Source organism: Solibacillus sp. FSL W7-1436 (assembly GCF_038007305.1).
Taxonomy (GTDB): domain Bacteria; phylum Bacillota; class Bacilli; order Bacillales_A; family Planococcaceae; genus Solibacillus.
Map to the genome: position 1 here is coordinate 896020 of NZ_JBBOWV010000001.1, position 21944 is coordinate 917963.

21 protein-coding genes are annotated in these 21944 nt (G+C 38.8%); 5 read left to right on the top strand and 16 right to left on the bottom strand.

Annotated elements, in window-relative coordinates; all coding sequences use genetic code 11:
- Positions 1-94: 94 nt before the first annotated feature.
- Positions 95-1492: a hypothetical protein gene (locus MKX73_RS04560; RefSeq protein WP_340716478.1), complete on the bottom strand. Its 1398-nt coding sequence runs from the start codon at positions 1490-1492 to the stop codon at positions 95-97.
- 229 nt (positions 1493-1721) lie between these two features.
- Between MKX73_RS04560 and MKX73_RS04565 the strand changes: the two genes are divergently transcribed.
- Positions 1722-1967: a hypothetical protein gene (locus tag MKX73_RS04565; protein WP_340716479.1), complete on the top strand. Its 246-nt coding sequence runs from the start codon at positions 1722-1724 to the stop codon at positions 1965-1967.
- Between the two features lie 46 nt (positions 1968-2013).
- On the opposite strand, the gene MKX73_RS04570 is transcribed toward MKX73_RS04565, so the two are convergent.
- From MKX73_RS04570 to MKX73_RS04595, 6 genes are read right to left on the bottom strand one after another with little or no spacing between them, the layout of a single operon-like run.
- Positions 2014-3351: a gluconate:H+ symporter gene (locus MKX73_RS04570; protein WP_340716480.1), complete on the bottom strand. Its 1338-nt coding sequence runs from the start codon at positions 3349-3351 to the stop codon at positions 2014-2016.
- Between the two features lie 57 nt (positions 3352-3408).
- Positions 3409-4413, bottom strand: a complete 1005-nt coding sequence (locus tag MKX73_RS04575) for a LacI family DNA-binding transcriptional regulator (protein WP_340716481.1) — start codon at positions 4411-4413, stop codon at positions 3409-3411.
- A gap of 3 nt (positions 4414-4416) precedes the next feature.
- Complete coding sequence (locus tag MKX73_RS04580) at positions 4417-5253, bottom strand: SDR family oxidoreductase (RefSeq protein WP_340716482.1); 837 nt, start codon at positions 5251-5253, stop codon at positions 4417-4419.
- Entirely contained in the window at positions 5253-6323 is a 1071-nt protein-coding gene (uxuA, locus tag MKX73_RS04585) for a mannonate dehydratase (RefSeq protein ID WP_340716483.1), read from the bottom strand. The genes MKX73_RS04580 and uxuA overlap by 1 nt, the downstream gene beginning before the upstream one ends.
- 3 nt (positions 6324-6326) lie before the next feature.
- Positions 6327-6956, bottom strand: coding sequence for a bifunctional 2-keto-4-hydroxyglutarate aldolase/2-keto-3-deoxy-6-phosphogluconate aldolase (locus tag MKX73_RS04590; protein ID WP_340716484.1), 630 nt, complete (start codon positions 6954-6956; stop codon positions 6327-6329).
- Positions 6957-6979: 23 nt separating this feature from the next.
- Entirely contained in the window at positions 6980-7936 is a 957-nt protein-coding gene (locus MKX73_RS04595) for a sugar kinase (protein WP_340716485.1), read from the bottom strand.
- Between the two features lie 402 nt (positions 7937-8338).
- On the opposite strand from MKX73_RS04595, the gene MKX73_RS04600 reads away from it, so the two are divergent.
- Positions 8339-9223 (top strand): patatin-like phospholipase family protein, encoded by an 885-nt coding sequence (locus MKX73_RS04600; protein ID WP_340716486.1) that lies wholly within the window; start codon positions 8339-8341, stop codon positions 9221-9223.
- A gap of 32 nt (positions 9224-9255) precedes the next feature.
- Here the strand turns inward: MKX73_RS04600 and MKX73_RS04605 are convergent, their stop codons facing one another.
- The 4 genes from MKX73_RS04605 to nadX form a co-directional block, all read right to left on the bottom strand.
- The gene (locus MKX73_RS04605; protein WP_340716487.1) at positions 9256-10824 is read right to left on the bottom strand and encodes an alkaline phosphatase family protein; all 1569 of its coding nucleotides are present in this window, start codon (positions 10822-10824) and stop codon (positions 9256-9258) included.
- A gap of 119 nt (positions 10825-10943) precedes the next feature.
- The gene (locus tag MKX73_RS04610) at positions 10944-12608 is read right to left on the bottom strand and encodes a DASS family sodium-coupled anion symporter (RefSeq protein ID WP_340716488.1); all 1665 of its coding nucleotides are present in this window, start codon (positions 12606-12608) and stop codon (positions 10944-10946) included.
- Between the two features lie 365 nt (positions 12609-12973).
- Positions 12974-13942: a tRNA dihydrouridine synthase gene (locus MKX73_RS04615; protein WP_340716489.1), complete on the bottom strand. Its 969-nt coding sequence runs from the start codon at positions 13940-13942 to the stop codon at positions 12974-12976.
- 142 nt (positions 13943-14084) lie between these two features.
- On the bottom strand, positions 14085-14861 hold the full coding sequence (nadX, locus tag MKX73_RS04620; protein WP_340716490.1) for an aspartate dehydrogenase: 777 nt from the start codon (positions 14859-14861) through the stop codon (positions 14085-14087).
- A gap of 171 nt (positions 14862-15032) precedes the next feature.
- Between nadX and MKX73_RS04625 the strand changes: the two genes are divergently transcribed.
- Complete coding sequence (locus MKX73_RS04625; protein ID WP_340716491.1) at positions 15033-15473, top strand: YtoQ family protein; 441 nt, start codon at positions 15033-15035, stop codon at positions 15471-15473.
- A 77-nt stretch (positions 15474-15550) separates the two neighbouring features.
- Here MKX73_RS04625 and MKX73_RS04630 read toward each other — a convergent pair whose 3' ends face one another.
- Positions 15551-16405, bottom strand: a complete 855-nt coding sequence (locus tag MKX73_RS04630) for a malate synthase (RefSeq protein ID WP_340716492.1) — start codon at positions 16403-16405, stop codon at positions 15551-15553.
- A 504-nt stretch (positions 16406-16909) separates the two neighbouring features.
- Between MKX73_RS04630 and hpaB the strand changes: the two genes are divergently transcribed.
- The gene (gene hpaB / locus MKX73_RS04635) at positions 16910-18355 is read left to right on the top strand and encodes a 4-hydroxyphenylacetate 3-monooxygenase, oxygenase component (RefSeq protein ID WP_340716493.1); all 1446 of its coding nucleotides are present in this window, start codon (positions 16910-16912) and stop codon (positions 18353-18355) included.
- Between the two features lie 421 nt (positions 18356-18776).
- Positions 18777-19805, top strand: a complete 1029-nt coding sequence (gene splB / locus MKX73_RS04640) for a spore photoproduct lyase (protein ID WP_340716494.1) — start codon at positions 18777-18779, stop codon at positions 19803-19805.
- Positions 19806-19879: 74 nt separating this feature from the next.
- On the opposite strand, the gene MKX73_RS04645 is transcribed toward splB, so the two are convergent.
- From MKX73_RS04645 to MKX73_RS04660, 4 genes are all read right to left on the bottom strand, one after another.
- On the bottom strand, positions 19880-20383 hold the full coding sequence (locus tag MKX73_RS04645) for a QueT transporter family protein (RefSeq protein ID WP_340716495.1): 504 nt from the start codon (positions 20381-20383) through the stop codon (positions 19880-19882).
- A gap of 152 nt (positions 20384-20535) precedes the next feature.
- The gene (locus MKX73_RS04650) at positions 20536-21258 is read right to left on the bottom strand and encodes a 3-oxoacyl-ACP reductase (protein WP_340716496.1); all 723 of its coding nucleotides are present in this window, start codon (positions 21256-21258) and stop codon (positions 20536-20538) included.
- A gap of 57 nt (positions 21259-21315) precedes the next feature.
- A complete protein-coding gene (locus MKX73_RS04655; RefSeq protein ID WP_340716497.1) occupies positions 21316-21537 on the bottom strand; it encodes a DUF2829 domain-containing protein in 222 nt (73 codons plus the stop codon).
- Positions 21538-21642: 105 nt separating this feature from the next.
- Positions 21643-21786 (bottom strand): hypothetical protein, encoded by a 144-nt coding sequence (locus tag MKX73_RS04660; protein WP_014822645.1) that lies wholly within the window; start codon positions 21784-21786, stop codon positions 21643-21645.
- Positions 21787-21944 lie beyond the last annotated feature (158 nt).

Consider the following 21944-nt stretch of genomic DNA (forward strand, 5'->3'; position numbering starts at 1 on the left):
AATGTACTATATTTTTGAATTCAAAATATAGTACATTCCTTTTCAGATTTATAACAAGATGCCAAGTAAAAGATTTATACGACCCTTTCAAATGTTAAATAATGAAAAGCGCTACAATCGTCGTAACGATTAAACCGATGATTACCGGCACAAGATTTCTTCGTGCAAGCTCAAACGGGCTGACATTACAAATGGCTGCTGCAGGAATAAGCGCCCATGGAACAAGTGTCCCGCCACCTACCCAAATGGCTGCAATTTGACCAAGAGCAGTCAATGTAGCCGTACCTTCTCCGATTGCAGTACCAAATAAATTACCCAGTGACCCGACTAAAGAAATCCCGGAAAATCCGGATCCGTCCAGTCCTGTAATTGCCCCAACACCTGTCAATGTCACGACTGCAATTTCCGTTGTTAACGGTACAAGCGCCGCCAGTCCCATGCCAAGATCATTCACAATACCATGTGACGTTTCAGGCAGGTGATTACCGAGTATTGTTAGGAAACCCGCATCCCCTAAATAGAAAAATGCCGCAATCGGGATAACCGGTCCAAATACTTTAAAACCAAACTGGAACCCTTTAATAAAATAGCTTGTCGTTTCATCAAGCCCTTTCTTTTTATAAGCAATCACGCAAAGAATCAGCAGGATAAATACGGAAGTGCCTCCCACCAGTGCTGTGGCGTCTCCCCCTTGAAGATCGAAAATAGCCATTGCAACAACATCCAGTACAAAAGCAACTGGAATTAAAAGAGCGAAGAATTTTTTCTGGGTCATCGATAAAAGATCTTCCGATTGTTCCAGCTCTTGTTCTGTACTATTATCATACGTACCGACTAAAGGAATAGTGCCGCGCTTCATATCGCGTTTCAAAAAGTAAAAGGCTACAGCTGTCGTCACAACCCCCATCGTTATGACAAGAGGAATACTTGCCGATATGACATCTCCCACAGGAAGGCCTGCCGCATCAGCCGTTAACTTCGGTGCACCTTGAATAATAAAATCACTGGATAACGCAATCCCGTGACCGAATAAGTTCATTGCCATAGCCACACCTAATGCCGGCAGCCCTGCCCTTATAGCTACAGGTAATAAAACAGCTCCGAGCAGCGCTACTGCAGGTGATGGCCAGAAAAACCAGGAAATGATCATCATTAATATCCCGATTGTCCAAAACCCTAATGTCGGGTTTTTAATAATCTTTGTAAAAGGGGCAATCATTACTTCATTAATCCCCGTTTTAGTTAGCACCCGGCTCATCGCAACGATAATTGAAATAATCAATATAGTAGATAAAAGTTCGGTTATTGCATAAATAAAGCTATTAAAAACCCCGCCAACTGACGAAACAAAATCCCCTGTCGCGACGAAAGCAATAACGAAAATCCCCACAATACTTATCAATGTTGTATCCAGGCGCCTTACCATAAAGATAATGATCAGCATGATGAAAACAACATAGATCCAGTGGAGAGCTGTTATTTCAATCCCCATACTCTACCTCTTTTCCTTTTTCCTTAGCATATGGAGAGAAAAGAAAGGTTGTGAGCGCCTAGTAACAATATATATTTTTTTAGTTTTTATGTTATTCGCCTAGATTCTATAAATCATAGCCCAATGTTAGTAAGGCCATTCCTAAAATAACTTCATTGATGATTTGTGTTTATTTATTGGCGGTAAAGAGACATATTACATATAAACGATAAAAAATAGAGGTGTACTTATGGCGATTTGCCCGTTATGCAATGCATTAGAAAAAGTCAGTATGGATTGTCCGACATGTAACAGTCCGATGCAGGATGGAGGAAAGATGGCCGATTACTCAGATCCATACGGTCATTATAATGATGAAAATACTGTTAAACTTTTTGACGGCTATCCAAATACCGCTAAAGACGAGATTTGCCCGCATTTATTCGTTTGCAAAGATTGCAGCTTTGAGAAGGTCCTGTTTATACAGGAACAATAAAAAGCATGTCCGAAATAAAGTTTCGGACATGCCATAATCAAAATTATCAAATAAATATATCCAGAATTAATACTACGCCAAGACCGACAATCGATGTTGTGAATAGTAGAAGTCCCCATGTTTTAAATGTATCTTTGATTGATAAGTTAAAGTACTCTTTAAACAGCCAGAACGATGCATCATTAACATGTGTAATTGTATTACTGCCCGCCGCTGTTGCTAAAACCATCAATACCGGATTGACATCAAATGTATGGATTAACGGTCCTACAATACCTGCAGCCGTAATCGCCGACACAACGCCTGTACCCGTAGCAATACGGATAACCGCTGTAATCAGCCATGCCATAATCAACGGGTTAATGGATGTATTTTGCATCACACCCGCAATCAGATCACCGATGCCTGTATCTAAAATAATCTGTTTAAATGCACCACCGGAACCGACGATAAAGATAATCATTGCAATACCTTCTATCGCACCCGAGAACGAATTCATTACTTCCTTCATCGTACGGCCAAGACGGATACCGAATACATAAATCGCAATTAGTACCGCCAGAATCATACTAATTTCAGCACTACCTAAAAAGTTAATAAATTGGCCGACAGCCGAGTCTTTATCGAAAATCATATTGTAAATCGTAGCACCTGTAATAATAAGCGCCGGCAATAACGGAATTAGTAAACTAATTCCAAACCCCGGTGCATTATCCAGACTTACTTCTTCAGACTTTTTCAATAATGGAGGTATTGGCAAATCCAAATTTTTTAAAACGCGCGGAAGAATAATTCCCGCAGCAATAATTGCCGGTACCGCTACAACAATACCCAGCAGATAGACCATACCCATATCTGCACCATATGCTTCTACAAGTGCAGTCGGACCAGGTTGTGGCGGAAATATACTATGTGCCATTGTAGCAGCTGCAACCATTGTAATCCCTAAACGCAAGTAAGGCATTTTCGCTTCGATTGCAATCGAAATTACTAATGGTGCCAAAATAATAAACGCCACTTCATAGAATACTGAAATACCGAAAATTGCACCGACAATCAAAATCGCCCATTCTACATTTTTTGGTCCGAATTTTTTGAGTAATGTCGAGGCAACTCGTTGGGCAGCCCCTGAGTCAACCATTAACTTCCCGAGAACTGCACCCATACCGATAATAATCGCTAAGCTTCCAAGTGTGCTTCCAAAGCCTGTTTTAACAGATGTTACAACATCCGTTAACGATAAACCATTTAGAACCCCAACAAGAATTGCAACAATAAGTAAAGCTAATACACTATTTAATTTTACAACGATGTTTAAATATAATAATAAACCGACACCAAGCGCGACCCAGATGATCGGTAAATAGTCTACTATGAAATCCATGTTTTCCCCCTAGGTTAATAGCTGTACATCCGTGCAATAATCGGCACAGCTTTAGTATTAATGACTTTCACGCATATTAAGTTGGCCACCAAAGCGGATAGTTTTGTAGTCAGACAGCTTTTGATCCCCTTTGATTTGCTGCAATAACAACTCCACGGCTTTATTTGCCATTTGTGTTGTCGGCTGTGAAATGGTTGTAAGTTGGGGTGTAAACAAGTTCGCAAAAGAAACATCATCAATTCCAACAACCGCCAAATCTTTCGGAATGACAAGTTGATTCTCTTTTGCAAAATTTAAGATTTCGACTAATACACGGTCACTGCCTGCGATGATCGCTTCGGGTCGTTGATCCTGTTTAAACATATTACGAAGAGATACTTTCATTTCTTCGACTTCGACACTATGTATATATTCATCTATTACTTGTATGCCTCTACTCACTAAAGCTTTTTTATAACCTTCTATTCGCTCCAGCCGTGGTGTAATGTTACGTGTTACCGGTGCGGTCAGCATGGCAATCCTGCTGTGCCCGTTATCGGTCAAAGCCTTTACTGCCATTTCTGCCGCTTGTTCATTTTCCAGTAAAACAGAAGGAATTCCCAAACCCTCTATCTTACGGTCTATGAAAACAATCGGATATTTTTTCTTTTTCATTTGCTCATACAAATCCAGATTATCGCCAGTCGGGAAAATAATCATCCCATCAACCTGCTTTGCCATGAGCATCTCGATGTACTGCCGTTCTTTCTCAGGTTCATCATCCGCATTGCATACAATTGTATGAAAGCCATGTTTATTAAAGTTCAGTTCAACTGCCCGAATAATATGAGTAGAGAATGAATGTAGAATATTTGCCACGATAATTCCTACAGTAAATGTAGACTTTTGCGACAAACTACGAGCAATAATATTTGGTCGGTAATTAAGCTCGCGAATGGAATATTCCACTTTTTTTCGGGTATGCTCGCTCATATATTCATAGCGGCCATTCAAGTATTGCGAAACTGTACTTTTGGAAACCCCTGCATGCTTTGCGACATCGGAAATGGTGATATTTTTCAAATATCACACCCCCGAATATGCGTTAAATCCACCATCTACTGCAATTGTTGTTCCTGTAATAAATGATGAATAAGAAGAGTCCATTAAAAATAGGAGTGTCCCTAATAACTGATCCGGCTCACCAAATTTTTTCATCGGGGTTGCTTCAATTATTTTTTTTGAACGTGCTGTATACTCTCCTTCTGCGTCAACGAGCAGATCTTTATTTTGCTGTGTAATGAAAAATCCTGGTGCAATTGCATTTACACGTAAGCCTGTTTCAGCAAAGTGAACCGCCATCCAGCTCGTAAAGTTGTTAATCGCCGCTTTTGCTGCACTGTACGCAGGAATTTTCGTTAACGGTGTGTATGCGCTCATCGATGAAATATTGATGATGGCTGGATTTTCAGCTTGTAAAAGAGCATCTCCAAACACTTGGCACGCCAAGAATGTCCCAGTGAAATTTAATGAGAATACATCTGAAAATCCATTTTCCTGAAGGTCAAAAAACGAAAGACCTGGAGAGTTTGCCTCATAATACTCTTTTTCTGTAATCGCATCCGGATGGTTTCCGCCTGCACCATTAATTAAAAAATCAATACGTCCAAACTGCTCGAGAATTTGCTCTTTTGCTGCAAGCAAAGAATCTTTGTTAAGTACATCAGCAGTAATTGCCACAGCAATACCACCTGCTGCAACGATCTCTTCTTTAACTGCTTCAACCTTTGACTCAGTACGGCCGACAATTGCTACCTTTACATGATGGCGTGCAATTTCTTGTGCCATTTTTGAACATAGAACACCGCTGCCGCCTGTAATTACCGCTACTTTATTCGCTAAATTTTCGTGTATTGGAATCATTATTTGCCTCCTGTTTGTTCGCTGTAAGCATCCCATAAACCATTTAAATACATAATCCCGAGTGCACGATCATATAAACCGTAGCCAGGGCGACAAACTTCTCCCCATAAGTGACGGCCATGGTCTGGTCGTACATAGCCTGTATATTCCTGATCATGCAAAGCTTTTACAATACCTTTAATATTTATTGAACCATCTGATGTAAAATGAGATGTTTCTGCAAAGCTGCCGTTTTCATCGATTTTAACGTTACGAATATGGGCAAACGGTGAACGGTATGCATATTTTTCAGCAATCGCAACCATATCATTTTCCGGTGATGCACCCATCGATCCAGAGCAGAATGTAAAACTGTTCGCTAAAGAATCATTGATCTCGATTAATTTTTCATAGCTTTCGGCTCCTGTAATGATACGCGGTAAGCCAAAAATCGAGTACGGTGGATCATCCGGATGAATCGCCATGCGGATCCCTGCCTCTTCAGCAACCGGGATAATAGCATCTAAAAAGTAGCGTAAGTTGTCCCATAGTTTTTGTTCATCCACTTCTTTATACGCTTCGAAAAGTTCCGCGATACGGGCCATACGTTCAGGCTCCCACCCCGGCAATGTTAAATCAGAAGCTTCACTAACCGTTTTTACAAGCTGCTGCGGATCAAGATTTTGTACTTTTTCTTTATCGAAATATAGTGCAGTTGATCCATCTTCAAGCGGATGGAACATATCTGTACGCGTCCAGTCGAAAATCGGCATGAAATTATAGCAGATTACTTTTACACCAATTTCGGCTAAGTTACGTATTGTTTGTTTATAATTGTCGATATATAAATCGCGGTTACCAACTCCAAGCTTAATATCTTCATGAACATTGACACTTTCAACTACATCGATATGGAAACCTTTTGATTGGATATAATCCGCTTCTTCTTTAATCTCTTCTTTTGTCCAAAGCTCGCCTGCCGCTTTTTGATGTAATGCCCAAACAATTCCTTTAACATTCGGGATCTGGCGTATATGGTCGAGTGTTACTGTATCGTTATCTCTTCCGTACCAGCGAAATGTAATATTCATCTTTTACACCTCTCCTTTTTTTGCTGCTTCTACATATTTTCTGCTCGCTTCTACTACTGCTGCATGTCCGCCTGTTTCATACGCTTTATTCAAATCACTGCCGATTCCTACTGCGACTGCTCCCGCATCAAGCCATTCACCAATATTGTCAGTATTTATACCACCAGTCGGCATAATCTGGATGTGCGGTAATGGACCTTTAACCGATTTGATGAACGAAGGTTTAAAGTTATTAGCCGGGAATAATTTAACCACATCACAGCCATATTCAAGGGCCGATACCATTTCCTGAATCGTCATACAACCCGGGAAATATGGAATAGCATAACGATTGCATACTTTTGCGACTTCTTTGCTGAACTGTGGGCCAACAACAAATTTTGCACCATTCAAAATTGCATGACGTGCTGTTTCTGCATCAAGTACAGTACCGGCACCTACTACTGCATCAGAGTTTCGGAACGCTTCCAATACTTGCTGTGTATTTGGTGTTGTGTAAGTAAGCTCGATTAGATGGATTCCTCCTTCAATCGCTGCATTCGATAGAGCAATTGCTTCTTCTGCTGAATTCCCCCGAATGACTGCTACTACTTTCGAACTTTTAATCGCTGCTAATGTTTCTGCCTTTACCATATGTTCATCTCCCTTTAATTTGACTAGCGTTCAATTGTTTTTACATTGTTCATAAAGTCGAGTACTTCGTGTAGTTCCGGCAACCCCTCATTATCACCTTTTACAGTCGTTACCAGCGCGCCTACCGCATTCGAAAAAGTAAGACTCTCTACCGGTGAATAGTTATGAAGTGTCGCATATATATATCCTGCATCAAACCCATCTCCGGCACCTACCGTATCAACCGGTGTAATCTTGAAAGCTTCCTTTTCATGCCAGACATTTTCTGCATAAAGCTTTGCACCGTTTGCACCGTCTTTAATAACAAGCTGTTTGATCCCATATTGCTTGGCGAAAGCTTCGAGTGCAGGTTTGCTTACATCATGTTGAATAAGCTCCATCTCCTCCATCCCCGCCAGTAAAATATCTACATAAGGGAAAATTTGCTCATACGCCTTACGAGCTTCTTCAATCGTCCATAGTTTTAGTCGAATATTCGGATCGAATGAAACCTTTATATTTTTTTCTTTCGCTTTTTCCAATACAGCTAGTACAATTTGGAGATTTTTTGGAGCGATTGCCAAAAATACACCTGTTAAATGGACGATCGCCACACCATCCAATAATTCGTCCGTAATATGTTCCGGTTCGATTGTTAATACAGGAGACTGGTGACGGTAGTAAAAGGTTTTTCCCGATCCGTCTTCACGTATTTCTTTAAAATTCAGTGAGGTCGGATATCCATCTACAAACTGAACTTCCGATACGTCAATGCCTTCTCCGCGAGCAAATTTGTATATCCCCTTACCGAATTCATCATTACCTAGGCGACTCATCCATTTCGACTGCAATCCAAGTCGGGCACAACCAATAGCAAAGTTTAACTCTGCCCCTCCCGCTTTCTTAGCAAAGCCTTGCACATAACGAAGCGGTCCCGTTTCGGTTGGGTTAAACGTAACTAATGCATCTCCTAATGTAAAAACAGTTGGATTTGTAGTCAAAATTATTCCTCCTTGAGAAAACTTAAGCTAAATATTTCTATTATTTTTTACTAAACCGGTTTAGTAAATTGAATTATTCAAATTTTACATTGAAAGTGCTTTCAATTCAATAGTAAATTTTAGAATATTTTAAAAGTAAAATGTTTTTCGTCAGTACTAAATGCTGTCATATAAGGTATTAATACGCTTTTTCAGAGTGTAATTTTCTTTTTCAAAAAAAGAATTATGTAGATAGCAACTTAAAATATCCTTACTTTATTCATCATTAATAAACCCATTTTACTTTTACCAACATATACTGTTTTGACGACAAATTTAAATATCGTTTCAGTATGATGAAATTCCAAATCCTACCTGTCTGTTCCATTTAATGGACTTATAAAATAAGAAAGGAGAGAACGAATGATTGTAGACGGGGTTTTTTCAGGCGGCGGTATTAAAGGTTTTGCATATGTCGGTGCCATTCAGGCGCTTGAAGAAAAAGGCGTCAAATTCGAACGTGTAGCCGGTACAAGTGCCGGTGCCATATTAGCCACTTTTATCGCTGCAGGATTTAACACGAAAGAACTTGAGGAGATTTTTGATGAACTGAATTTAAAGGTTTTACTCGATCCTCCGAAATTCATAATCGAGCTTCCATTTTTAAAATGGCTTAATTTATATAAAAGGTTGGGATTGTATCGCGGTAAATCCTTGGAAAACTGGTTTCTCGAAAAGCTGGCTTCAAAAGGGATCTGCACATTCGGGGATTTACCAAAAGGGATTTTAAAACTGGTTGCTTCCGATTTAACGAACGGCAAGATTTTAGTACTCCCCGATGATTTGCACCAATATAATATCGATCCGAATAATTTCCCGGTGTCACGCGCATTACGGATGAGCTGTGGTCTTCCTTTCTTCTTTGAACCAGTATATTTAAAAAACGGGAAAAGCGAGTCTGTTATTGTGGATGGCGGTGTTTTGAGTAACTTTCCAATGTGGATTTACGATAACGGAAATAAAGAGCGGCCAGTTCTCGGCATGAAACTTAGCAGTTCCAGCGAAGATATGAAACCCCATGATATTAATAATGGGATTCAACTTTTTGAGGCATTATTCTCTACAATGCAAAATGCACATGATAATCGTTATATTTCCCGTAGACATGAGAAAGATATTATCTTTATACCGGTTGAAGAATATAGTGCAACTCAATTCGATTTAGATGAGGCGACTAAAAATAAGTTGATGGGCATCGGAAAAGAACGAACAGCTCAATTTTTAAAAACGTGGTCTCCAGTTTGGTGAAAATCTGCAATAAAAAAACTGGGTGCTTTCTGTTACGAACCACCCAGTAATTGAAGTATCCATTTTTTCAAATCAACTAGACGATTAGATTCAGGTAATTCACTTGTTCCTGTCACGATAATCGGAACAACCGAATCTACTTTATGAAGAGAGCCATGTGCTCCACCACCCGCATGGTCATGGCTGTGCTTTTCAATAAACTCATAGGATGGTTTAGCATCCACGATAATAACACGCCCTTCCTGTGAATGAAGCGCTCCGTGCAGCCTTGCAAGTGCATCCGGATAATCCTGATAATCAATATGCTGTTCTTTGGATATATTTAAATCCAGAATTGAAGCATCTCCTGCAACTCGCCATGACTGATTATAGTCATCGACATAATTACCTTTTGGTGAAAATTCTAAACTCCCTTCACTTTGTGGGCTAACAACATAGTTTGTTTGTCCACTCTTCCATGCGATAAAGCCAATTCGCTCATCCTCTTTTAAAACATTTACGATTTCGGATAGCTCAATTTGCTGATCAATTACATAAATGTAGGCCATTCGCTCATTAACAGCAACTGCGAGTTGGGCAATCGGATTTTTCCTCTCCCAAAAAGTATAATTTTTCAGTACTTGATTCAAATCAATTAGCGACGTCTTTTTATCATCAAGTACGTATGATTGGCCACTATCGCCCAATATGATCCATGTGACTTCCTCAATCGCTTCTTCCCATGATGGAAAGCCATCTAAAATGCTCCGAACAGCCTGATCCACTTTTTTTATGCCCTTTATATGTTCGGGCCCGTATTTGTGTATGGAAGCATCCGCATCCGGTAAATAAGCAAGCGTAAAAGAAGGCAGCTGCTTTTGTTTTATTAAATATTTCAACTCATTTGCAGTAAACTGATTATTGACTCCTAAACGTTGCCATACAAAATTATGGTGATTATTTTCTTTACTATATTGTGCTAATGTGCCAAGAGAAAAGTATGCAGGTCCATTAATCGGAATATCTTTCGGTAAAAGATCAGCCATAGTAATTAGTCGCGGGACATTAAGACGATGCTGAAAACTTCCACGATATAGCAGACCATTTATCGAAGCTGAAGAAAGATTCCGATTCGCGAGTTCTTCGTGCAGTGTTTGCACATCTTTACTTAAATGGCTGTCATTTAGATGGACAATACTATCAAGAGCAACATTTTTAATTCCGTTATTCCATATTTCGCTGATTCCGCTTCCATAACTAATTATGCGATTCTCCTCTTCTTTAAACCAAATCAATCCCGGTACTTTATGCTGATCTGGATATGTACCGGTTAGTAATGTACTATCAATTGTGACAGACATCGTCGGATAAGAGCTAATCATTTCCTGATGAAGCTGTCCGTTTTTCATTAAATATGCTAAAGCTGGGGCATTACCTTCTTTTATCACTTTCTGCATTGGTTCATTCATTAACGAATCTACGACAATGAGTACTACAGGCTTCTTCATGTTATTCATTATTCGACCTTCCAGTTTTTTTAATGGGGAAATTGAAAGTGCTAATAAAAAACTTGCACAGATAACAACAATTAAAATCGCTGCTACTACTACTTTTCTTTTCATCGTGTCACCTGCAACCAAATTATTTAACATCAGTATGGTTTGAATTGGAATAATATATGTAGATCATTCTTGCACTAAAAAAAGATGAAATCGTATATTACGATTCCACCCTTTTCATCCTACTTATTCATTACTTTAAACATTTCCGGTACTGAGTTTAAATCGATATCCCACATAATTGGAAGCAGGAAATAAATAGACAGCGTTATGAAAATAACACCGAAAACATTCAGCGCAAATCCAGCTCTCATCATATCCGTAATTCTAATATAACCGGATCCGAAAACTGCCGCGTTTGGCGGTGTGGCTACCGGAAGCATGAACGCACAAGATGCAGCTACTCCGGCAGCAATCATCAATGCATATGGATGTACCCCTAACGCTACAGCAAGAGATGCCATAATCGGATACATCATAGAAGCTGTTGCAGTATTCGAAGTAATCTCCGTTAAAGCAAGAACAAGAGCTGCTACCAGGAAGATTAATACGATTACACTTACTCCTTCAAGCCCCATAAGTTGCGTACCAATCCACTCGGACAAGCCTGTGTTTACGAAACCGGAAGCAATGGCAAGACCTCCACCGAACAGAAGCAGAATGCCCCATGGTAATTTCACCGCTGTTTGCCAGTCCATCAATCGATCGCCTTTACGGTTTACAGAAGGAATCGCAAATAGCACAATCGCAAAAATAACGGCAATCATGCCATCTGTTAATCCATCGACAAATTTACTAAGTAAAAATGTGCGGGTAATCCAAGAAAATGCTGCTAATGCAAAGACAACGAATACAAGTTTCTCTTCAATTGAGGCTGCACCTAGATCCTTTTTCTGTTTATCAATTACAGCACGTCCACCAGGCATTGTTTTTAATTTCGACGGGAACGCAATTTTTACAAGGTAAATCCATGTTACAAAAATAAAAATCCATGCAAATGGAACTCCAAACAGCATCCATCCTGCAAATGACAGTTCAATGCCGTACATTTTATTAATCGCACCAGCAAGCAGTGTATTAGGTGGTGTACCGATTAATGTAGCGATTCCTCCAAGTGAGGCAGAATATGCAATCCCGAGCATCAACGCTTTACCAAACGCAAAACGCTGCGGAGATGTATCGATCGACGGGTCATTTTTTAATCCATCCGCCACCTGATTGATGATGGCTAGTCCAATAGGGATCATCATCATCGCAGTTGCTGTATTGGAAATCCACATCGATAAAAATCCTGTTGCAATCATAAAACCGAGAACAATTCGGTCCATATTTGTACCGACCATTGAAATAATCGAAATAGCAATACGTCTATGTAAGTTCCATTTTTCCATTGCAAGAGCAATGATAAATCCACCCATGAACAGGAAAATCGTTTCATCCCCGTATGAAGATGCTGTTGCTTTCATGTCCAGGCCATTTGTTAACGGGAACAAGACGAGCGGCAATAACGAGGTTGCCGGAATCGGTATCGCTTCGGTAATCCACCATGTTGCAATCCAAATTGTACTCGCCAATACTCCCCTTGCCTCTGTCGAGAGACCTTCTGGCTGAAAGAATATTAAAGTTAAAATAAAGAGTAGCGGACCTAAAAACAGGCCAATCACCTGAGCTGTTGTATAACTGCGTGGTGTATACCCACCACCATTACCCGATTTTTCACTTTTTCCGTGATCACCGGTAACTCCTTTTGATACGACTTTTGAAGAATTTGGTTTTATGAAAAAAGTAAACATGTCCTTTACTTGATCATGCATTTCCCATAACCGATTCCATGTTGCTGAAATCAATACTTTACCCCCTTAAACTTCGATTTTAAATAGGTTTAAGCTAACTTTTTATGAAGCTAAATTGCTATTCCTTTTACATTTTTACTTAGGTTAAGAAAAAATGCAATAGTATTTAAAATATTCCGATTCTAATACAGAAGAAAAGATAGCAAGAAAAACATACAATAAATCCCATAATTTTTGCATATAAATAGTATTTTTTTATAAGAAAGGTTGTTATATAACACTTTATTATTATTCTAAAAAAATAAAATACGTCAGTAAATCAGATAAATAATTTTATTTAAAAAATATTTATTTTTGTCAAAATTAGAAAACCTGCACTTAAAAAGGCATGATTCCATTTATCGGAATCATGCCTTTTTTTATTCTTCTTTATTTAATCCGAAGCCATTCAACAATGCACGGACTTCGTCGGTAGATTTTGTATTCATCAGCTGGTTTCTCAGTTCGCCGGCACCTCGGAACCCTTTTACATAAATTTTGAAAAAGCGGTGAAGCCCTGACATAGAACGGGGAAGTTCTTCGGCATACTTGTCCTGCAGATCAAGCTGTAGTTTCAGAAGGTCAAGATACTCCTCAGGACTATGCTCCCGTGGTTCCTTTTCAAAAGCGAACGGATTTTTGAAAATACCGCGCCCAATCATTACTCCGTCAATTCCATACTTTTCTGCGAGCTCTAAACCTACTTGACGGTCCGGAATATCACCATTAATTGTTAACATTGTATTTGGGGCGATCTCATCACGCAACGCTTTAATTTCCGGGATAAGCTCCCAATGTGCATCAACAGCGCTCATTTCTTTTCTTGTACGTAAATGAATGGACAGGTTAGCAATATCCTGTTTTAAAATATGTGTAAGCCACTCTTCCCACTCATCAATTTCTTTATAACCAAGTCGTGTTTTCACGCTGACTGGCAAACCTCCTGCTTTAGCAGCTTCGATTAACTCTGCTGCTACATCCGGACGTAAAATCAGACCACTGCCTTTCCCTCTGCCTGCAACATTCGGTACCGGGCAACCCATATTAATATCTATTCCCTTAAAGCCCAATTCCGCCATGCCAATACTCATCTTGCGGAAATTCTCGGGGTTGTCTCCCCAAATATGTGCAACAATCGGCTGTTCATCTTCTGTAAATGTTAAGCGACCTCGGACACTTTTGATCCCATCAGGATGACAGTAACTTTCCGAGTTAGTAAATTCCGTAAAAAATACATCCGGTCTTCCTGCTTCAGCCACTACATGCCGAAATACTAAATCCGTTACATCTTCCATCGGCGCAAGTACAAAAAATGGTTTTGGTAGCTCCTGCCAAAAATTCTCTTTCATATGTTAAGTTCAATTCCTCTCATTACAAACAATCATCTATTACTTTTAAATTTCCTCTAACAATATTAGCGTAAATAGTGCAGAAAAGTAAAAGCAGATGATTTAAAAAGCAGTCTTTTAATAAAAGAACAATTTTTTGTCATTAACCAATAAGCAGCTTTCGGTTAATCCTTTTCAGTGTCCCTAAAATACTCATCGCTGCTAAATAACTTGTTTTCGGATTTGCGGGAAGCGGATTATTCATAATAGTAAATGTTGCTTCTCCAAAGTCCCCGGTTACTTCGACCTGATGAATATTTTTATCGATATTCGGGTCTGCTACTAATGTTACTTTCGTTTTGGAAAACCCGATACTTGCCAACGCCAATACAACCGAGACATTCATATTTTTCGGGTAACGTCTAATCGCTTCTGTCGCATTCCCTTCAAATATTACTTTCGCTTCATCGAGCGTTTCCTCAACTAACGAGCTTGCCGGCTTGCGTGTTGTGAGCTCAACAGTTTTAACTGTACCAAGCGCATGTGCATTTTGCAGTAAATCCAATCCGCCGACTGCACCTGATGGCAAGTAAAGTCTCCGGTTGTATTCATCCGCCAAGTTGTTCAGCTCTGTCAGCAACTCCTCATTCACTAGTGCTCCAATACTAATCACGACAACATCTTTCTTCCTGATTGCTGCCGGAAGCAATGTATGAACCGCTTCAATATTTGCGGCCTCCACAACGATATCAATTTCTGAATCTAAAAATGCATCTATTTCCGTGTATAGCTTTACACCATAAGTGGATTCGAGCAATTGATATTTTTCCCTATCCCTCACAAACACACTTGTAATACGCAAGTTTTCTTGCTGCTTCCCATTAATTTCTTCCAGCAGAAAATGAGCAATTGCACCCGCACCAATTAAACCGATTTTCATTGTGTACCTCCTTTAAACCGTTCTTTATTTTCATTTGTATCCTTACCCTTCTACAACCATATCATAATTTCAGCAATGCCTACTTCTATCCTTTAACGGAGGGTTTACTTCAAATATACAAATAAATTCGTTAGTATGAATATGGAGCTAGAATTAAAAGGAGGCATTCATATGGAACTGACAGTTTATTTGGCAGGACAGATTCATGATAATTGGCGGGAAGAAGTTGCAGAAAAGGCGAAGGAAAAAAATCTTCCGCTTCACTTTGTGGCACCACAGACAGACCATGACCGGTCGGATAATATCGGCGAAGAAATTTTAGGCATTCAGCCATCACCATATTACAAGGACAATGCGGCTTCTGATATTAACAACTTCCGTACACAGGTATTAATGCAGAAAGCGGATATTGTCATTGCCCTATTCGGTGAAAAGTATAAACAATGGAATACCGCAATGGATGTAAGTACAGCGATTGCAATGAATAAACCGACAATCATCATCCGTCCAGAATCATTAATTCACCCTTTAAAAGAGCTTTCAAATAAAGCAAATGTAACAGTGGAAACTGTAGATCAGGCAGTTGAAGTAATCCGTTATATATTTGATTAAAATACTTAGTACAGCAGTTGAAATACGGCAAAAAGAACGAACTCCTTGGAATTCGTTCTTTTTTTTAAACTATTTAATTAAATACGCTTCAAAGCACCATTAGGCTGTGGCAATTCCTGCGCTGTTATTTCATTCATTTTACAGAAATGTGTAAAGAATTGCTGAGCAAGCTCTTTTTCCTGAGGATCTGTTTTCAAGGAAACGATATCACGTAAAATTTGAGCCATCCATAAATTGTTGAAATAACGATGTTTCCCAGTATTCCATGTCATTTTGTGAGTGAACTTCTCGTTTACATAATAGTTCCAGAACAGCATCTGCTCTGCTTCCTCTTCTGTCAGTTCAATTCGGTATTTTGAATGCGCCGGAATATATCCATCTTCACTCAGTTTCCCGATGAAATTCTCCTCCACCATATACACACCTAGAATTCGACGGTCTTTTTCGGACGAGTTTTCATCTACTGCTGTTAACAAAACAGCACTGTTAAGGTGCAGACGAATCGGTTTTACAGGTTTCCCTTTATTGGCACCGCTTTTCGTTAATCCCGAGAAAACTTTCCAATCTGAAAAAGCCGTTTTCTGTTCTTCAGTATCACACCAAAAAACTAATTGTGATTCAGGATGAAGTTTGAAGTTTTTCATATGTTTTTCATGAATTAAACGAGTTTCCTGATTTTTACGCTGGAGTTTTAAATTCTCTTCTTTTTGCCATTCTTCTTCTCTTCGCTCAAGTTCTTTTTTCTGAATGATTTTTTCCAATGTCTGCACATCATCTTTGTCGTGAAGTACTAAGTGCTTTCCAAAAACATCCGGGAAAACGAATTTTTTACTTTCTGATGCGAAATGTATTTCAATACTTGATTCATTCTGTTTAACGATACTACCCGTTCCAAAATGCTTATGTGTAACTTTTTTATTGATTAGATTCATAATTTAAATCCTCCTTGTAAAATAAAAACACAGTTACGTTCGATCGCCGGTCAAAATTAACACCGTTTAGAGCTTAGACAACTGTTAATATTTTTGCTTTCGTGAATAAAAAAAGTACATATAAACGTATCCTTTTTAGTGAATAAAAAAAGTACAAAGAATACATAATACGCACCGAAAATGCTTGTAAGACTATTATAACATTTTTTATAAAAAAATACAAAAATTTTATTGACATTTTATTTTACGTTAGGTTAAAATGAAATTTTGCTCTAAGTCAACTAAAACATTTATCCTTTAAAATTATAGTAGACATCCATTTTGAATGTGTAAATACACGTTCGATCTGGATGTTTTTATGTTTCTTCATAAAAACGAATCACTTTACTGGCGGTATTTACATATGTTGCGTATATAAACATGCCTTGTTTTAGTTCAAGCCTATATTTGCATATAAGTAAGTAAATGGCTGGACGATGAATATGAAATTTAAGGAGTGGATGAATGGCAGCAATTACTGGGGAAAGTTATATTAACCGGTTGAATGCGTTAAATAATGAAATTTGGCTGGACGGGGAAAAAGTGGAAGGCCCTTTATCTGAACACCCCGTTTTCAAAGGGCTTATTCAGACGAAAGCTTCCCTCTATGATTTACAGCATGACCCTAAAATAATAGATGAAATGACTTTCACATCCCCCCTTTCAGGAAAACGTGTCGGTCTTTCTTATTTGATGCCCAAAACGAAAGAGGATTTAATAAAAAGGCGAAAAATGATGGAACATTGGGCCAAACATACGCATGGGATTTTAGGAAGAAGTCCCGACTATCTGAATTCTGTTTTAATGGGCTTCACCTCATCTGCAGCACTGCTTGAAGGCCAGGAAAACTGTTATCCGGAGAATCTCCGGGCATTTTTTGAATTGGTGAGAGAAAATGATTTATCTCTTACACATACATTTATTACTCCACAAGTTAACCGTTCTCAAAGTTATATTGAAAATGCGAATGAACCCATTTCTGCAAAGGTAATCGCGGAGACTGAGGATGGTCTCATTATAAAAGGCGCACGTCTATTAGCGACTCAAGGCGGTTTAACCGATGAAGTGTTTGTGTTTAATGTAGGTAAACTTGTATTCGGAGAGGATGAAACTTTTTCTTTTGCCGTCCCATCAAATACGAAGGGATTAAAATTTATTTGCAGAGATTCCTTTATAGGCGGAGAATCTGCATTTGATCATCCTTTAAGTTCAAAGTATGAAGAAATGGATTCCATCGTCGTATTTGACAATGTATTAGTACCTTGGGAACGTGTCTTTTTTTACAACAATGTTGAGGTTGCTGAAAAATTTCTTATCCAAAGTGCTTTCCATAATTTTGCCAAGTCGCAAGTGTTAATTAGACAAATTGTAAAAACAGAATTTATTTTAGGTATTGCCGAACTCCTTATCCAAACGATCAAAGTTTATGAATATCAGCACATCCACGAAAAGATGTCGGAAATTATTGTGGGACTGGAAACGATGAAAGCACTGTTGGAAAAATCGGAGAATGATGCAGCACTTGATGAATTTGGCTATTTACGACCTGCAATTTTCCCATTGAAAGTTGCCGGTTATACGTTTTCGAAGATTTATCCACGACTCACTGAAATTATTCAGCTTATCGGTGCAAGCGGAATGATTACATTACCAACAGAACAAGCATTTCACTCCCCAATAAGAAGCGATTTGGATCAATATCTTCAAGCGGCAACTAAACCTGCTGAAGAAAGAGTTGAAATATTCCGGTTAGCCTGGGATTTAACGATGAGTTCATTCGGAACTAGGCAAACACAATATGAGCGTTTCTTCTTCGGTGATACAGTTCGGTTAGCAAGCGAATTATATTTTACTTATCCTAAAAAAGAATATGTAGAGAAAGTCCATAATTTCATCAACCGGAAAAAGTAAGTCCCTTGACGTCTTTCCCCTTGCCGGGAATCGAACTAAATCTCTCACTCACGCATATACTAGAATAGAACAATAATCAAAAAGGATGATATTGAAATGGTATCGCTGAAAATAGTGGGTTCAATTGTGACATGTACAAATCCCCATCCGTTTGATGAAGAAAGCGGCGATTTGATCCGTTGGGAAAACGAGGGTGGCAGACCCCTTGATTCATCATGTGATTCTAATTCGTAATTAGAAATTCAAATATAAAATAAGATAAAATCACTGTTTTATTTCCAACGAAATAAGCGGTGTTTTTAATTTTCGGTCCCTAAAAAAACGACCTCAATATGGCCTGTACAATAATTACCACTTCATAAATGCCTCTGTATATAGGCAAACTAATGTCAAATACAAAAGAAGGTGTTGTGAAAATTTTATGAATAAACCTTTCATGCCTCAGCTTGTTTATTTTGAACCGAAAGCATTGGACTATCCGCTCGGCAAAGAGCTAAAACAAAAATTTGAAGCGTTAGACATCGAGATACGATATACAACCTCACATAACCAAATAAGAAATCTCCCCGGAGACACTGATCTGCAAAAGTATCGAATTGCAAAATCTACCCTTGTTGTGGGTATTCGCAAAACATTGAAATTCGACACTTCCAAGCCATCTGCTGAATATGCTATCCCGCTTGCTACAGGATGTATGGGTCACTGTCATTATTGCTATTTACAAACAACAATGGGAAGCAAACCGTACATTCGCACATATGTGAATGTCGAGGAAATATTTGAAGCTGCGGATCAATACATCGAAGAACGCGCCCCTGAAATTACACGGTTTGAAGCGGCATGTACTTCGGATATTGTAGGATTGGACCATTTAACGCATTCATTAAAGAAAGCGATAGAACATTTCGGTCAAACCAAATTGGGCAGGTTAAGGTTTGTTACAAAATTTCATCATGTTGATCATTTACTCGATGCAAAACATAATGGTCATACAAGATTCCGTTTTAGTATAAATGCGGATTATGTCATAAAAAACTTCGAACCCGGAACTTCTTCGCTCGCCCAGCGTATCGAAGCAGCCGGCAAAGTAGCAAGAGCGGGTTATCCTCTTGGGTTTATCGTAGCACCGATTTACCTTCATGATGGATGGCAGGATGGCTACTACCATATGTTTGAACGACTTGACGCCGAACTCCCGCAAGACGTTAGGGAAGATATTACATTCGAATTTATTCAGCACCGTTTTACAAAGGCTGCTAAAAATGTGATTAATAAAAACTATCCGAAGACGAAGCTGAAATTGGACGAATCTGTAAGACGCGTGAAGTGGGGAAAATACGGGATTAGTAAATATATTTATCAAAAGAACGAAGAGGATGAAATGAAAGAAAAGCTCTACAGCTATATGGAAAAGTTCTTTCCAAATGCGAAAGTTGAGTATTTCACGTAAATAATACGAAGAAAAGCAAAAGCAGACACGTTCAACTTTGAACTGTCTGCTTTTTATATTTAATGAATTAATTTTTATTTTGTAAAATCAATTTTCTTTTGCAATAGATAAATAGTGACGCCGCCTACTAGCATTGAAAAGGCTTCTCCCACTGCTACCATTCCGTACGTTGGCCAAAATGGCAGATCAAAAACGATCATCAGCTGGGCTGCAACTGTAAACATGGATGCCGTAAAAATAATACCGGTTACAACAATTTTTAACAATAAGTTTTTCATTTTTTTTGTAACGATTCGGCAAATAACCAATACAATCAGTGTAGCGATCCCGCCTACTGGTACATCAATCCACCACATCGGTGAAAAGAGGTTTGCAATGACTACACCTAATGTTACTCCTACTATGTAACGTTTATGGAACAGCACTAAATAGTTAAACATTTCCGACAGCCTTAATTGTACGGCTCCGAAACTAATGACAGCCAAAACAAGCGTCACTGCTACATAAAGAGAAGCAACGATCGCAACTTTAGCTGTTTCATGCACGTTGACACGTGATGATGAAACAGAATTTTCCATTATTTAATTTCCTCCTTTATAAAATAGCTTGTAGTTGCTATTTTACTGATAACTATGACCAAAGGAGCATGGGTGCTAGTACCCTGCCAAAGTGCCATAGTGTGATTTTGCACCAATTCATTATGGAGTAAATATTAAATAATGGCAATACTTTATTTATTCATCCATCCACCATCGACCGGTAAAATTGTCGCATGCATATAATCGCTCGCTTCACTCGCTAAAAATAGCGTCACATTTGCAACCTCTTCCGGCTTCGCCCATCTGCCAGCAGGTGTCTGCTCAGCCACTAACTTCGCCATTTCGCCTGCCCCTTCAAAATCGGCCGCGTTCATCGGTGTTTCAATCGCACCCGGTGCAATTCCATTAACACGTATACCTTTCTTACAATAATCATAGGAAAGCTGCTTTGTATAACCGATTACAGCATGTTTGGAAGCAGTATATGCCGCACCCCCGCCACCTGCAATCATTCCGGCAATCGATGCCATGTTCACGATAACACCGCGCTTTTCGTTCAGCATTTTCTTTAATACTGCATTCGTTACTAAGAACATCCCTTTTACATTCACATTAAAAATTTTATCCCATAGCGCTTCTTCTGTTTCAAGTGATGGGACATATCCATCAAGAATACCGGCAGTATTGCATAAAATATCGATTGATTCTAATTGTCCAATCGTTTCTTCAATAAACTGCTGGTCTGTTACACTTCCTGCATAGTGATGATACTTGTCGTCTGATATACCTGTTTTTTGAACATCGATTCCAATAACAGTGGCCCCTTCATTCAAAAAGGCAACAGCCTGCGCTCGTCCGATTCCGGATGCGGCACCCGTTATGACAACGACTTTATTTTCAAATTGTTTTCCCATTGTATTCCCTCCAAAAAAAATAACTGACTTGCATAAAAACAAGCCAGCCTAAATTACTTATAGTACGATTTCCCAGTCATCCGCTAAAATATCACAAACTGTCGGTGTAAACATCGTATACCCTTCACCTGTTACATTGATAACAAAGTACGGGTTCATGTCCAATCCATCCAATGTAGTCGCCGGCACATATTTTACATATAGTTCAGCACCGCCCCAGCCTTTACGGATTATTTTTTCTCCCTTTTTTAAACGAGGCAAAATTTCTTCAAATGTCATATTCATCTTCCTTTATGTATTCATATTTCTTACACATATTATAACAATAAGTTGCGCAAAATCACATGCACCGGGTATCAAAAGACATCCCGGTGCATGGCATCCTTATGTTCCTCTATGCTTTGTAACTTCTTGCGGCGGGTTATTATGAATTACCTGATTAAACTCTTTTGAATACTCTTCACGGCGATTCGTATCCTTTTTTTCCTTTTTGTTCTTAGTAAAGCTTGTTTTACTTTTTTTCGCCAACTTATTTCACCTCCGAAACTGAATTCGATTCATATTTATTTTGCGTAAAAATGAAGATTGTATGCTGTCATCAACTGGTCACCAATTTATTTATCTGAAGACATTTTTTAACGTTTTAATTTTCCGTAGAAATTTTTAAACTTTTTGTATAAAAAATA